This is a genomic window from Mucilaginibacter myungsuensis (assembly GCF_015222005.1).
In the GTDB taxonomy this organism is placed as follows: domain Bacteria; phylum Bacteroidota; class Bacteroidia; order Sphingobacteriales; family Sphingobacteriaceae; genus Mucilaginibacter; species Mucilaginibacter myungsuensis.
In genome coordinates, this window is the sequence record NZ_JADFFL010000001.1 from 523,501 (window position 1) to 539,635 (window position 16,135).

The 16,135-nt window shown below is 47.8% G+C and carries 7 protein-coding genes; 5 read left to right on the top strand and 2 right to left on the bottom strand.

All coding sequences use genetic code 11. The features are described 5' to 3' along the window. The first annotated feature begins 1 nt into the window (after window position 1). Both IRJ16_RS02225 and IRJ16_RS02230 read left to right on the top strand, forming a co-directional pair. Window positions 2-979, top strand: coding sequence for an AAA family ATPase (locus IRJ16_RS02225; RefSeq protein ID WP_194109881.1), 978 nt, complete (start codon window positions 2-4; stop codon window positions 977-979). A gap of 1 nt (window position 980) precedes the next feature. Next, window positions 981-2,327, top strand: coding sequence for a DUF58 domain-containing protein (locus tag IRJ16_RS02230; protein WP_194109882.1), 1,347 nt, complete (start codon window positions 981-983; stop codon window positions 2,325-2,327). Here the strand turns inward: IRJ16_RS02230 and pbpC are convergent. Together pbpC and IRJ16_RS02240 are read right to left on the bottom strand one after the other, a co-directional pair. Beyond that, a complete protein-coding gene (gene pbpC / locus IRJ16_RS02235; RefSeq protein ID WP_194109883.1) occupies window positions 2,324-4,738 on the bottom strand; it encodes a penicillin-binding protein 1C in 2,415 nt (804 codons plus the stop codon). The two genes, IRJ16_RS02230 and pbpC, sit on opposite strands and share 4 nt — an antisense overlap. A gap of 149 nt (window positions 4,739-4,887) precedes the next feature. Then, window positions 4,888-10,488, bottom strand: coding sequence for an alpha-2-macroglobulin family protein (locus IRJ16_RS02240; RefSeq protein WP_194109884.1), 5,601 nt, complete (start codon window positions 10,486-10,488; stop codon window positions 4,888-4,890). 300 nt (window positions 10,489-10,788) lie between these two features. Between IRJ16_RS02240 and IRJ16_RS02245 the strand changes: the two genes are divergently transcribed. The 3 genes from IRJ16_RS02245 to IRJ16_RS23100 all read left to right on the top strand — a co-directional run bounded on the left by IRJ16_RS02245 (window position 10,789) and on the right by IRJ16_RS23100 (window position 16,119). After that, complete coding sequence (locus tag IRJ16_RS02245; protein ID WP_194109885.1) at window positions 10,789-11,700, top strand: helix-turn-helix domain-containing protein; 912 nt, start codon at window positions 10,789-10,791, stop codon at window positions 11,698-11,700. A 305-nt stretch (window positions 11,701-12,005) separates the two neighbouring features. Continuing rightward, on the top strand, window positions 12,006-13,163 hold the full coding sequence (locus IRJ16_RS02250) for a 6-bladed beta-propeller (RefSeq protein WP_194109886.1): 1,158 nt from the start codon (window positions 12,006-12,008) through the stop codon (window positions 13,161-13,163). Window positions 13,164-13,209: 46 nt separating this feature from the next. Next, window positions 13,210-16,119 (top strand): outer membrane beta-barrel protein, encoded by a 2,910-nt coding sequence (locus IRJ16_RS23100; protein ID WP_194109887.1) that lies wholly within the window; start codon window positions 13,210-13,212, stop codon window positions 16,117-16,119. The last annotated feature ends 16 nt before the right edge of the window (window positions 16,120-16,135 follow it).

The following is a 16,135-nucleotide window of genomic DNA, read 5'->3' on the forward strand; positions in this document are numbered from 1 at the left end:
AATGGAGAACGAAAATTTTGAACAACGCACAGACATGACCCGGCTTAGCCAGGCCATTGAGCAAATAAAAGCCGCCATACACCACGTGGTAGTTGGCCAGCACGATACCATCGAATTGCTGATAGCCGGTATATTAGCCGATGGTCACCTACTGATAGAAGGTGTGCCGGGTGTAGCCAAAACCCTGACCGCCAAACTGATCGCGCAAAGCATTGATGCTAAGTTTTCGCGCATACAGTTTACTCCCGATCTGATGCCTTCGGATGTATTAGGCACATCCATATTCAACCCTAAGACCATCGAGTTTGAATTTAAACGCGGACCTATATTCGGCAATATCATCCTCATCGACGAGATCAACCGTGCACCGGCTAAAACGCAATCGGCCCTGTTCGAGGTGATGGAAGAACGCCAGGTAACCGCAGACGGGCAGACCTACAAAATGGAAGAGCCGTTCATCGTTATCGCCACGCAGAACCCCGTTGAACATGAAGGCACTTATCGTTTACCGGAAGCTCAATTAGATCGATTCCTATTCAAGGTCGAAGTGAAATACCCAAGTTTTGAGGACGAGATAGCGATCATCACCCAACAACATCAACACAAAACCGCCGAGCAGATCACCGAGATACACGCTGTACTTTCTGCCGATGATATCATAGCCGCACGTAAGCAGGTGCGCGAGTTTTATGTTGAACCAAAGCTGATCGAATTCGTTGCCAAGATCATTCACGAAACGCGTAATAGCAAATCTCTGTTCCTGGGCGGTTCGCCGCGTGCATCTTTAGCCATCATCAACAGCGCCAAAGCATTGGCCGCCATGAAAGGACGCGATTTTGTAACACCCGAGGACATCATTTGGGTAGCCCCTGCCGTTTTGCGTCATCGTATTATGCTTACGCCTGACAAAGAAATGGAAGGCGTAACGCCCGACGAAGTTGTAGCACAGATCATTCAAAAAATAGAGATACCAAGATAAATTGAAAGCGTTCTTCGCCAATTTTTACCGTAACCTTTTTCTCACCAACAGGTTGTTCGCAGCGCTGGGTGTGGTGGCTGTGCTGTTCCTGCTATCATTCTTTTTAAAATGGCTGGGCGATATCCCGCTCATTTGTTTTTGGGTGTTAGTAGTTGTAACGCTTGCCGATATATGGCTGCTGTATCGCTTAAAAAAAGGCGTGTACTGTAAACGCCTTGCACCCGAACGTCTAAGCAACGGCGATGATAACGAGGTCAACCTTTTTACAGAGAATCTGTACCCTTTCAATATTGATCTGGAATTGATAGACGAGATCCCTCATCAATTCCAAAAGCGCGATGTAAGCTTCGAGACCAAGCTATCATCGCGCCAACAGAAAATGATCAATTACCTTATTCGCCCTACTAAACGGGGCGAATATCATTTCGGGATGATCAGGGCTTATGTGAAGTCGCCGCTGGGATTGATCAGTCGCAGGTATAACTTCGAGCAAACCGATATCCTGCCCGTTTATCCCTCGTTTTTGCAAATGCGCAAGTACGAGTTAATGGCCATATCCAACCGCCTGAACGAGATCGGTATCAAAAAAATACGCCGCCTGGGCAACAGCATGGAGTTTGAGCAGATACGCAATTACGTAGCCGGCGATGACCTCCGTACCATGAACTGGAAAGCGACTGCCCGCCAGGGTGCGCTGATGGTGAACAATTACACCGACGAAAAGTCGCAGCATGTTTATTGCATCATCGATAAATCGCGGGTGATGAAAATGCCATTCGACGGGTTGAGTTTGCTTGACTACGCCATCAACGCCAGCCTGGTATTATCAAGCGTCGCGCTGATCAAACAGGACAAAGCCGGACTGATGACCATATCCGATAAAAAAGGTGCAACAGTAGCCGCCGACCGTCGGCCGACCCAACTGAACAAGATCTTAGAAGTACTTTACAAAGAAAAGACCAGCTACACCGAAACCAATATGGAGCTGCTGTTCAGCACTGTGCGTAAGGTGATGAACCAGCGCAGTTTGGTGATGTTCTTTACCAATTTTGAGAGCCTGAGCGCCTTACAACGCCAGCTCCCGTATCTCAAACGGATAGCCAAATACCATTTATTAGTTATCATCTTTTTTGAGAACACCGGACTGAAAGAACTAAGCGAACAAAGCGCCACCAATGTGGAGGGTGTTTATATCAAAACCATTGCCGAGAAATTTGTGTACGAGAAAAAATTGATCGTTAAGGAACTGGCCCGTCATGGTATCCAATCCATCCTGACCGCTCCGCAAAACCTGACGGTCAATACCATCAACCGTTACTTGGAACTAAAGGCTAAGCAAAAGATCTAAGGCTTGTCGCTGCCGCTTTTCTTTTCTTCTACTTTAAATCTGACCGTCAGCTCGTTACTGTTGGCGTCCACCAGTGTGATCACATGGTTGCCAGGTGCAGCCAGTATTTCCATTTGATGCCTGTCGGTAGTTTGGCCGATGTATTTTTCGTCAAGGTGCCAAAACACCTTCATACCCGCTTGCCTATGTGCCGCATTGCAGATCATACGCCCGCGCTGGCCGTCGGCTTCTAAAGGAATGTAAACACTTGCGCCATCACGGGGATAGATCAATTCCATCGTGTTACTATTACCCGGCACAGGGCAACCAGCCCTGAAAGGCGGCAAAGTTTTGTATTGATAGTTCTTAGTACGATAATAATACTCCGTAGAGGGTGGCAGCACGAACCAATTTTTAGTGACGATAGCCCCCACGTCTTCGCAATCTGCGTTCACCTGATATTTCTCCGTCCGATCCAAATGCACCAGTTGATGATACGGACAAACAGGCGACTTTAACCCAGCTTTCGGCACATACATATCGTCCGGGTTATCGCAATTCCCTCCAGCACGGAAACCGCTTTGGCGGCAAACCTTGATGTTAGCCATTGCAGAAACTGGCATCGGGAACCATTCCCGTGTTAAAGGTAATAACCTGAATATTTCGAACATGGCCGGGGCCGCCGTCTTGATACCGGTCAGATCGGGTCTCCCCTCTCCCGTTGTATTGCCTACCCAAACGCCTACCACATACTTCGGTGTGATGCCTATGGCCCATCCGTCACGAAAACCGAAACTTGTACCCGTCTTCCAGGCCACACGTTGTGTAGAAGCGAATTGCTGCCAAAGCATTTCCTCGCCCGGGCGCATCACCTCCTCCATGGCTTGCAGGGTATAATAGATGGCACTAGCGTTAAGCAAGCCATTCTTTTCCAACTGCGATTCAACTTTATCTGTCCGTTTTTGATAGACTGGCTGATGATAGTCCGCAGGATCATATTGTCCTTTGTACTTTGGGTGATGGTTAAGTACCCGGGCCATATTGGCGTAAGCACCGCTCAATTCCCAAAGCGTATTTTCGCCGCCACCTAAGATCAGAGAAAGGCCATAATGGTCGGCAGGTTTATTGAGCGTTGTCATACCCTCCTTTTTCAGAAAATCATAAAAACGCTCGTACTTAAACTTTTGCAACATTTTTACCGCAGGTACATTCAATGACCGGGACAGAGCTCTCGAAGCGGGTATCGCGCCGTCATAACCAAGATCAAAATTTTCGGGATGATAGCCTGCTATCTGGGTTGGGATATCGGGGATCAAGCTGTTCGGCAGTATCAAACCGTCGTGCATCATATTAGCATAAAGCAGAGGTTTTAGCGTGCTACCCGGGCTACGTGGTGCACCGATCACGTCTACATCACTCTCCAGCGCCGGATCTTCGGGGTGACTAATGTTACCCACATAAGCCAGCGTAGCGCCACTTTCAACATCGAGAACTACCGCTGCCATGTTGTTAATGCCGTTGGCTTTTAGCAATTGATGGTGACGCTCGACAATGTCCGACACCTGTTCCTGTAAACTTGCCTTTATGGTCGTTCGGGTCCGGGTATTATTACCCTTATCCGCCAAATGTTCTTTACGGAAACGTTGGAGTAAGTGTGGCGCCGAACGCGGTAAAGGCACGGGATTATCCGGCATAGGTTCCAGCTTGGCCAGATCAGCGGTAGTGCTATCAATAGTTCCGTTCCATACCAACCTATCCAACAACGAATTACGTTTCCTAAGTAAAGCTTTACGATTCTTTCCCGGATGCACCAAAGCCGGCGAATTCGGCAATACTGCCATGGCGGCCATCTCCCCCCAGGATAACTGATCAGGCGTGCGACCAAAATACCGCCAGCAGGCTGCTTCCAACCCTACCACATTGCTGCCGAATGGGGCATTACCCGCATACAATGTTAATATTTCTTCCTTACTATAGCCGACCTCTAATCTTACGGCCATCGCCATTTCCAACAATTTGTTCCACAGGTTGCGTTTATGTTTGGTGGCCAAACGTATGACCTGCATGGTGAGCGTACTACCTCCACTGGTTACGTGTTTAGCTTTAATATTTTGCCTAATTGCCCGCCCAAAAGCCAGCGGATCAACTCCGGGGTGGTACATAAAACGCTTATCCTCAAAAGCAATGATGCAGACTTTAAATTTCTCCGGCACTTTGCTATTGGCCGGAAAACGCCACTGCCCGTCTGTAGCGATAGTCGCGCCTAAGAGCTGGCCTTGTTCATCCTCGATAACATAAGACGTTGGGGTGTCGAACAGGGGTTTGGGTAAGCAAAACCAAAACGCGACGAGCAAACTCAATGTCACCACCGATATTACGGCGGGACGTTTGGTTTTAAAGACGTATAGGTAGCGTTTGGCAGGTGTTTTCAAATTACTAAGGGCGATCAAACTTCATGACTTATAGTTCAGACCAGGTCATGCTGAATTTGTTTCAGCACCCCACTTGCAAGGTAAACAGCATTACTTACCGTCCTTATGGGGTGCCGAAACAAGTTCGCTATGACTAAGGGTTTGGGTTCTTATTTCACCACCTCAACTTTACCCCCTTTAACAAACGCGTTAATAGACGCATCGTACATCGCCTCGCAATACGTCGACGGCAGGTTGTATTTACCCGTGTAGGCCGCGTTCAGCATCACAAAGTAGGTCACTTCTTTACCTTCGGGCAGGCTGAAGTAGGTGCTCACCCTATCGTCTTTAATATCACGATAGTCGGACGCTGATGAACGGAACGCCTCTTCGTTATTCATCATGCGGGTGTTCAATATCTCCCAACCCGATGGAAATATCTGCGTCAGCGCCAAATTATCGTATCTGCCACGCTTGCCCGGATTTTTTATATTGACCTGTGCCACAAAATCGGTGCCTTGTTTTATGCTGGCAACGTTCAGCGGCTTACCCGCTAAGGTGAAGTAGCCAACACGCATTTGCAACACATCCGGGTCTATCTTGGTCGGTAATAATTGCGTACCTGACGGCTGCCCGCGTTGGATGAGCCTGACGAACATATATGACCCACCGTTATTTTTCAAACTGAGCGAACCATTATCCGCCAACGATGCATTCTGCCATACATAAGATGCGGAATTGATATTACCATTCTGCTTACCAGCCGTGTAAGTGAACGCCATTTTATTGCCCGACTTTACCTCGCCGCAATACTTGGCTATCGCCATCAGCGAATAGGCAGTGGTTTGCGTACTATACCAATCATCACGTGATAATTTTTGGGCGATACCCCTTAACAAGCCCATTGCTTTGCCACGGTCGCCTAATAAGGTCAGCGTCTCTAAGATCATGGCCTGGTCACGTACATCCGAGCCATAAGTGCCATACATTTGGTTATACGGCTTGACGGTATATGGCAAGCCGGAGATCATCTTTTGGGCTACTTCTGTTTGTCCTGCCAATTTGTAGGCCGCAGCCAATCGCCATTTAGCGTCAGGGCTGATGTATTTAAATTCTTTCAGTCGATTCATCGCACCCAACTCCGGCGCTTTAGCCAAGGCTAACAGATATAAGCGATATGCCTGCGTCAGGTCGTCGCCATAAAAGCGGCGGCTGTCAGGTGCCCATGTCAAGGCTTTTTGCTTTTGGAATTTCTTCCATTGATCGATGAATCCGGCGGGTATGCTATAACCTTTGGCCTGGGCTTCCAAAATGAAATGCCCGGCGTAATTGCTGCCCCATTCGTCGGCATCACCTTCGCCCGGCCAGTAGCTTAGGCCGCCCCCCGGCACACGAAAACCATTCAGCCTGCTGATACCGGCTTTGATATTTCGGTCTATCTCAGCCTTTTTACGGGCATCAAGATCCATTAATCCGCTCAAATATAATTGCGGGAATACAGCCGACGTTGTTTGCTCTACACAACCATGAGGGTAGCCGATCAGATATTCTAAACGCTTTGCCAAGTTCAATGCAGGGATGGTTGACACTTCTAAAGAGGTTCTGTTGGTACCCGCCATACCTACCGCTACATAGGCGGTCTGCCAGTTCTCGCCCGGGCGCAATTCCTTCTCTATTACACGGGTGATCGGCGGGTTGGGGTTACGGATATTTAGTTTAACGTCGTATTCTGCCGTTTCGCCGCCACCACGGGCAATGATCTTCACGTCGCCGATGCCTACCATATTCTTCACATCCAGATCAAAGAACACGATCTGGTCGCCGGGCTTGCTGAATGTCACCGTTTTACGGTTATTACCGACGAGGTTACTGAAAGCATTCGACCGTATCTCCAGTTCGACAGTCTTGATATTGCTTTCCATTGCGAAGACATCAACCGGCAGCTGCACCTTCTCAGCCGGACCAAGTACACGCGGCAGCGTCGCCAGAATCATCAACGGTTTTTTAACGGCCACAGGCTTCTCGGCAAAGCCGTACTTACCATCGTAACCAGCTACCACCATAGCCCGCACCGAGCCAACGTATTGCGGCAGTTTAAAACTCTTGGTTTGCTTTTCACCTGCTCCCAAGCGGAAAGGACCAAGGAACTTCACTACAGGTTTAAAGCGGTTCACGGTAGCATTTCTATTATTCAGCCCTGTGCCATCACCGCCGATGCTGAGGATGCGCTCTAAGCCGTTGCCGAATGCACCCATTACATAGTCGTATAGATCCCAGGTCTTTACCCCTAAAGCCTCCCGAGCGTAAAATGCGGGGTGTGGGTCAGGGGTTTTAAAGTTGGTCAGATCCAGCAGGCCTTCGTCAACAATGGCAACGGTGTAAGCCATTGCTTTGCCTGATGCTTCTGATACCGTAATAGACGCGGTAGTTTCGGGCTTGATCTTATCCGGCATGCTGATTACCGGTTTCAATATCGTTTCAGGATCTTCTACCTCGATAGGTATCGCGCCGTACATTCTGATCGGCAGGTCATTTACAGTTTGATCGTGATGTTGCAGCAACGTCACCGTCATGAAAACGTTAGGTGCCATGCTTGGGTCAACCTTAAAATTGTAGCGGGTTTGGCCTTTGCGGGTGTCTATCCATTCGGTCTTCAATACCTTACTGCCATTCTCGTAACTTATCAGCGCGCGGCCATCAGCACCTGTCGGGATGGTGAGCGTACCGGTCTCTCCTACCTTATAACTTGGTTTGTTGGAAGTAAAAGACAACATGGTAGCCTCGGTAGAATTACCTTGTTGCATCCGCTCGGCCCAGTTTGGCCAATCGGCGTAGATCACTTTGCCTGCACTGTGACCGGTCATTGGGTCTTTCACACGGATGAGATAGCGGCCCCACTCATCGTTGGTCAGGCTTAAAGCCCATTTACCTTTGCCCTCAGTTAAGCGAACGGTCTCCGTACGTACTAATTTATTGTACTGATCTTGGGTAAAATTACTCAGCTCATCACCCGTGCGGTCCCACCACCAGCGCCATTGTATTTTGTATAGTTCCACTTCAACATCGCGGTCGCCTGCTTGCAACTGACCTTTGGTATCTACAGCGGCTATGTCGATATTGTGGTTGCTACCTGTGGTGAGCATGCCGCTTTGGGCGCTCCCTTTAGGCACGTTGATGCCAACGTAGCCCGGGTAAACGTTATAGGGCATGCTTTTTTGGTATACACTGAACGCCCCGCCAGGTTCAAAAACTTTCACTAAAAAGTTGGCTTTCAGCTGCCCTGGGGCTTGGTTATCGATGTTGATATTGGCATCGACAGGGGTCACGCCGTCGGCATCCAGCTTACCATCAAAAACCGTTTGCATTTGGGTATTGAAGGCTCGTGTAGGGTCATCGAACACATAGTCGGGGAAGTTTTTGAACGACGTTGTTTGCGGCGAAAAGTAAGCATCTACCTTAGCTTTAAGGTTTTGCGCCACGCCGCCGAATAACCATTGGGCGCTTAGCGTACCGCCGGTACTGCTGCCCCTGGTCAATTCGTCCTTATCTCCAAAGTTTAGGTTTATCTTTAAGCGGTTAGGCATAATGGTCTCTACCTTAACGGTTTTCTCAAACTTAGCTCCTCCTACTTTTACCTTGGCCAGCCAGTTACCTGTTGGCGATGTGGTGGTGGTGGCCGTATGGAAACTATAGATCCCGTCAACCGAACTATTACGTGTGATCCGACTCGCCAATTGACCTTGCGGGTTATAGAACTCGAACTCTACAGGATGGTCCGGCGGTAAGGTTCTCTGTTTATCCTCCAGCATAAAACTTAGGAAAACCGAATCGCCGGGGCGCCATACGCCGCGTTCGCCGTAGATGAAGCCTTTTAAACCTTTTTGCACCTGCTCGCCGCCTACGTTAAACTTGGTCAGCGGTAAAGAGTTACCGTCATCCAGTTTCAAATAGCCACGTTCTTTACCGTTCTTGGCGACCAGCAAATATGGCCTGCGTTTCAGGATAAAGTTGGCCATCCCGTCGCCATCTGACTTCGTTTTCAGGATCACTTGTTTTTGATAATCAAGCAATTCAATATCCACACCCGACATCGGCGCAGCATCAAGAATATTGGTAACGGCCACCGTCATACTGTTATCATTGCCACGTTTAGCGATCAGACCGATGTTGGACGCAATGACGTTGCGCATGGCCCATTTATCGCGGGTGTAGTACGAATCTTTGCAGGGATCATCCTTGTCCTTCCAACGGTAGCCTGATGGATAATAACTATCATAGCGCGACCAAAATTCATCGTCATCGTCGCCTACGCCGCCGTAACTGCCTTCATCATAGCCATATCCTTCGTCTTCATCATCATCCGCGCCATCGGCCGCGACACCGTTCTTAATATTCGGCGCGTTACAGTTAAAAAGCGAGTACCCCGCACGGAAGCCGATCACTACTCTATAGATCGCTCCCGGCTCGGTACGCACCAGATGGTCTATATCAAGCATAAAGCGGTTCTTTTTGGTCAGTACCAAGCTTTTATCCTCGTCTAACTGAATAGTCTTCTGCACCACCGGGATACCGACCTGCCGAAGCTGTTCGGCACCATCAAAGCCGTTATTCTGAAAATACTGCGGAACATTGTTCTCGTAAACTTTGATAATGCTCACATCCACCGCTTTAAGGTTCACAGCTTCGAAAGGCATCTTTAGCTTGCCCGAATTAGGCATGATCACGCCCTTGCCGGGGATGGTTACCGATGGCATGCGGTTCTCAAAATACAGGTTGGCGGTGTATGGCCTTAACACTTTTACCGCGTTAATGTCCTCTACCCCATCATTAACAAAAGCCATGTAATTGCCTTCTAATAAAGCATTTGCATACAGCTTTACGGTGCTGCCGTCTATGGTGTAAGCCACATCGGCCATGTTGTTGATCCCGGTCAAGCCGGCTAACTCTTGACCTACCATTATAGGGTTAGAGAAGTAGACCAACACATACTGCTCACCCTCGTTAACCACCTTCATATCCAGTACTTTAAATACGCCTTGTTTGGGCACATCAAAGGTTTGGGTGTCGCCGCCCTTAATATCTAAAGGTGTACCATTCCAGCTTAAGGTCAGCTTATTTTCCTCCTTCGTGCGCCGGATATCGGTGATGGTGAACTTATGCACCTTTCCCGTAACATCATGTGCCCAGTTAAAGGTGACCTTGCCGGGATATTGCGCGCTTACGATATTCTCTACCAAGGCATTATCCTCGGCATCAGCGGTGAGTACCGTGCCGTTCAGCTTCATTTTATCGGTAGATGTTTTGGTGGCGGAGCGCAGGGCCTCAAAGTCGATGGTATAGTCGGGCTTGATGGTCTCGAAGTCGAAATCGAACTTGGCGAACTTCTCCGGCACCTTTACCACTTTGCCCAGGTTAAATTCAACCTCGTATTTTTTGTTGGGCAATAGCTTCTCAGATGGCTTAAATTCAATGGTTTGCGCATCGACCCAATAGGCCGTCCCTTTTACTGATGGCGAGAAGTCAAACACCGAAGCATCTATCATCTCGTTCTTGGCGTGACCGGTCTGCACCTGGCTGGCCAACTTGATGCGAATGGCGCTTACTTTGGATATCACGCCGGAGGTGTACGACTCGATATAGGCACTGTAAGCGGGGTCGTAAACCTTCTTTTTGGAGCTTTTTTTTAGGTAAATACCTAAAGCTATGCAGCCTAAGATCAAGACTGCCCCGGCGGTGATCACCCACTTTTTATCGCGGAAAAGGTTGTTCATTTGGTAGTAGTTTGGGATGAAGTTAGACAGTAGTTATGATCAAAACAAGGACGGATAGGTATGTGCACATAAATTATTTTCGTCAAAAATTGCATGCGGTTTTCACGTCGTTTTTTGCCAAAAAAGATGCATTTTGTAGTGATATTTTCGGTTTTGTAAATTTTCCGCAAAAAGAGCAACCAATAGGTTGCGGGAATGTTTTATTGACCGCCATCGCCCGGCAAAATTTCCTGACATCGGGATCACCAAATTCCAATACACGATGTTGTATATTTGAATTTTGCAAATCAATATCCGATCATGGCTGCTATCACCATCGCCGATTTTTATAAAGACACTGCCGCCCTGCTGCCCGAAGGCATCAACAAAGAGATAGGTCATTTTAACGTTTTTAAGATAGCTGACATTAACGCAATCCAACGCAAACGACCAAATGCACCGATGCCGTACAACCGCCGGTCGTACTACAAGATCAGTTTGATCCGCGGCCACAACAAAGCCGAGTATGCTGACAAGGTGATCGACATTGATAAGCAGGCCCTCCTGTTCGCTACGCCTAAGATCCCTTATAACTACGTGCCACAAGATGGTGAGCAGGAAGGCTTCTTTTGCATCTTCACTGATGAGTTCCTGATCCAAAGCAAAAGCGGTGTGGTACTGGATGACCTGCCTATTTTTCAGCCGGGTGGCTACCCTATCTTTCAGCTTGGCGACGAGGACTTAATAGAGCTGGACCGCATTTTTGCAAAGATGTTCAAAGAGATATCGTCCGACTACGCTTTCAAATACGACCTGATCCGCAATTACATCCTGGAACTGATCCACTACGGGCAAAAATTGCAGCCCGCCACCGCCCTGTACCCATCGCACACGGCATCGGCAAGGGTTTCGTCATTGTTCATCGAGTTATTGGAGCGTCAGTTCCCTATCGAGTCGCCTAACCAAAAGGTGAGCTTGCGTACGGCCAAAGATTACGCCGACCGCCTGTCCGTCCACGTTAACCACCTCAATAAAGTTTTGAAGGAGAATACCGGCCGCACTACTACAGACATTATCACAAGCCGGATATTGCAAGAGGCTAAGATCCTGCTAAAACAGACCAACTGGAATGTCTCCGAGATAGCTTATTGCCTGGGTTTTGAGGAGGTGGCCCATTTCTCTAATTTCTTCCGCAAGCAGACGGAATTGACGCCGTTGGCGTTCAGATCATAAGGCCTCGAAGATAATCACGCGTGGCTCCGATGGAGCCATCTCTATGCTTTCGGGTCCCAGGCTATTAACACGTGATCACGCTGGGATCCAATGTCCGATGATATTTTAACGGCCCAATAAAAAACGCCTGATAATTTAGTTTTGGTTTGGTATTTTGAAATAGTTTCGTTATATTTACGTCAAACCAGCGATACCTTATTGTGAACCTAAAACTATTCCTACAAACCGTCTTTGCGACCTGTTTAGTTAGCTTTTTTTGTGTTTCGGCCAATGGCCAAAAGATAGTCCCCGTGGATGTTTCGCGCGTGGATACATTACGCATCGACCCGTCAAATTCTATGGGTGGCACCGTATCCGACTTTTTTACCGAGGTTGAATATATCCCGCTCGAAACCACTAAAGAAAGTCTATTCGGCAGCATCTCTAAATTAGAAATTACCGACGACCGTTACCTGGTATGGGAAAGCTCGCGCCGTTATATCCTGATATTCGACAAAAAGGGTAAATTCCTGAAAAAGATCGGGTCGGCAGGTGTCGGTATCGTGCATTTTTCGTTGAACCGGTGGACCAAGCAATTTATTGTGAACGAGCAGTATGCCCGCTATAAATACTATGATCTTGATGGAAACTTATTAAAAACCGTACCCGCTACTGCTGAAAAAGACAAGAACACATCTTTTATGCAGATGCATTTTTTAAGCGCCGACAAGGGCTTTGCTGACAATTACTATCAGGCCTCGGATACCACAGATAAATACTATAAAACCTTTAATGGATCGCTGATCACCTTTATGGGCGAGGACCACAAGGTTTACAGTAAAAGCCTGCAATTCCCTAAGAACCAGACCGGTTTAGAGACCATCTACTTTGGCAATTTTCAAAACATCACCCGGGGCGATGCCGATTCGGTATATTATTATTCTAAGGCTTTTGAATATTCGATCTATAGCATCAGCCCGGATAGGGTAAAACAAAGTTACCAAATGATGTTCCCACTGGTGAACTCGCTACCTCAGGGCTTCACCAGCGACACCACGTTAAGAAATAAACGTTGGGAGTGGTTTGATAAAAACCGAGAGGTGATCACCAACGTGACCGATTTTTACCGTATCGGGAATAATTTAATGTTTACGGCGGCGGCCTTTAGCCGTACTGATGAGGACGTATTATTTTACAACCTTAAAAGCGGCAGCCTGGTAGCCTTTAAACACATCGGCCGCGACGAGAGCAACAGCTTTTTGCCCATCTATTACTCACGTTACAACTATAGCAACACCACTATCTCAAATTGTTATCGGGGCAGCCTTTACGGCAGCATATCCTCATTAGATATGTTCAACGCCTTCGAGGAACATAAGGACCGTAAGATCACTTATCCGCCGCATTTGGCCGATTACTTTAAGAACCGCGACCGGAAAGATAACCCGGTGATCTTGAGGTTGAAACTTAAAGAGAATATATAACAACCTACCGATCTTTAACCATAATACCTACCCTACCTGCACAATTGTGAATATTAAACCCATTGTTCTGCTGATCGGCCTGTTAACGGGCTGCTCGCTTATAGCTTCGGCACAAAAAAAAGATACTACCGCCCTTAAGCAAGTAGATGTTAAGGGCGCCACAGCACCGCTACCTAAAAAACTGTCCGACAGTATTTTAGTTGGTACCGTAACGGGCACATTGAAAGACAGCCTGCACAACTATGTTCTGCGCTCGGCCACGGTAACTATTTACCGGGCGGCCGATAACGAGTTGGTAGGTTTTCAACTCACCAATAATTACGGCAAATTCACTTTTAAACAAGTACCGGTGGGTATCCCGTTAAAGATCATCGGGTCGCACGTTTCATATAAAGATTCTGAAAAGAAATTCTTGATACCTAAAAATACCAAAACTATCGAACTGGGCACGGTCACCATTGATCGTACCGACCGTGTGCTGAAAGAGGTGGCCATTAAAGCTTCAGTTCCGCCGATGCAAATGCGTGGCGATACACTGGAGTTTAACGCGGCTGCCTTTAAGTTGGATACCAATGCCGTAATAGACGACCTGTTGCGCAAACTAACAGGTGTGACCATTTGGGCCGATGGCAAGATCACCGTGAACGGCCGCCCCATAAGCCGCTTGTTGGTAGATGGTAAAGAGTTTTTTGGCGGGGCTAAGATCGCTTTACAAAACATCCCCAAAAATTCTGTTCAGAAGATACAAGTTTATCAGGTTGATAAAGAGAAAGACCCGGCCTACGCCCAGTCTGAGGTGAACGTAGTACTTAAAAAGGATAAAAAGAAAGGTACATTTGGAAAAATAGGCGTAGGCGGCGGCACAAGCAGGCATTATCAGGCTGATGGTATGATGGCCTATTTTTCGCCCCAAACGCAGGCCAGTGTGGTAGGCGCGTTCAACGATATCAATAAAACGGCTTCGTCCGTCTCCAGTATGATGGAGTTTAACTCGTTTAAAGGCGGTAGTAATATAAACGATGATAACCATAGCGATTTTAGGCGCGATGGCCGGAATATCTTCCGCGGCGGTGGCTTCACCATGTCGCACGATCTTAACCAGGAGACCGATACCCGCAAGCGTTCCAACCGGCAAAATATGTTACGGGGCGAGTTATTTTATAACAACAGCAGCAATACCATCATCAGCAACAGTAATACGCTTACATCTTTAGGCACGGCCGGCAATTTGAACCAGACCAGCAGCAACACCAGCGATAATACCAATTGGGGCTTACGCAGCAATGGATCATACAGCAAAAGCTATCTGCACGGGTCACTTTATGCCAGTTACAATTTTAGCAGCAGAGGTGCAAATTCAAAAGGCGAGCAGATGAGTAACTCTTTTAATGATGATACGCAACGGCAGACCGAGAACCGGTCCACCAATAACAATAGCAACGATGGGCGCAACTTTTCGCTTAGTTTAAGGGGCAATACCAATCGCTACTTTGAACCAAAGACCAATCGTTATAAGTCGGCCAACCTTAGTTTTGCCTACACCTTCGGGGCCGACGATAGCAACAGCGATACCCGCAGGCTTACCAGCTTTACATCTAACGTAGCATCCGAGAACCGCAACTTTGATCGTACCTATGCAAATCGATCTAACAGCACCCAACACACTTTAAATACCAATTTAGGCCAACTGCTGGATCTGCTGATACACCGCAACCGCATTAGGTGGGATATCAGCGTTGGCAACACCCTTAATGTGAGTAACCGTGCCGAGCGCAACGATGTTAACGATCTGATCACCGGCACTGTGGGCCAATATCAGCCTAACACGGGCTTGACCAATAACAGCACATTGACCACGGTGAACGAGCGCCCAAGCATCACATTTAGCCGTTCGTTCAGTAAGTCGTTCGAGAATAGGTTCTATAAGTCGTTAAGTTTTTACATCAATGCGCAGGCCGAAGCCTTTAGTCAGCGCAATACCGCGTTGCAGTCCGTACAAAACATCCAACGCTCGTATTTTAATTTTGTCCCTTCGGCAACGGTTAGGCACAGCAATGATCAGTATGGTAATTACCGGGCCGAATACAGCCTTAACTACAGTACCTCGGTAAATTATCCAAGCATCTTTCAAATAGCGCCGCTGGCAGATAACTCTGATCTGAATTCGATCCCGCTGGTCAACTTAAAACTTAAGCCAACTTACAGGCACGGTTTAAATTTTAGTTACGACTACAACAGCCAGGTACCCAAAAACGACTTTAACGCCGAATTAAGATTATCGGCAGCGCAGATCGAACGTAATATAACCGACAGCGTTTTTTACGATGCGCTTAACCGTACCGTACGCAAATATGTGAACGGAAAGACCAACCGCAACTTCAGGTATGAGGGCAACCTGAACAGGACCATCAAAATAAAGAACCACCAGTTTGAGGGCTCGTTCGAGTCGGGTGCCGGGTACGATCTTTTTAACAGCTTTGTGAACGGGCAGGACTATGATACCCGGCAGGCATCATGGAATACGGCCGCCCGGGTGATCTATTATCTCAGCTCTACGTGGTCGGGCGGTGTGGGTGAATATTACTCGGGCAACAAAACCTTCCAGGGCGATCTGAGCCAATTGACCTCTTACACATGGACAACCAATTTCGGTTTCGCCTTCGCGTTCCCGGGTAGTTTTTTTTGCAATACCAAGGTCAACTTTAATAACACCAAATCATCGGCACAGGCAGATAATATTTACTACACCATTTGGAACGCCGACTTTGGTTACCGCTTTTTTAAAAATGCCAGCGGCGAGATCAAACTATCTGCCCTCGATATCCTGCACCAAAATCGTGGCCTGCAAAACTACGTAAGCAATAACACTATCACCCAACGCACCAGCAACGTTTTGACCCAGTACTTTATGCTGACCTTTGCCTATTACCCAAGAGGCTTTGGGCCGAGGAAGTAGTTGGGAGGAGAAGGAA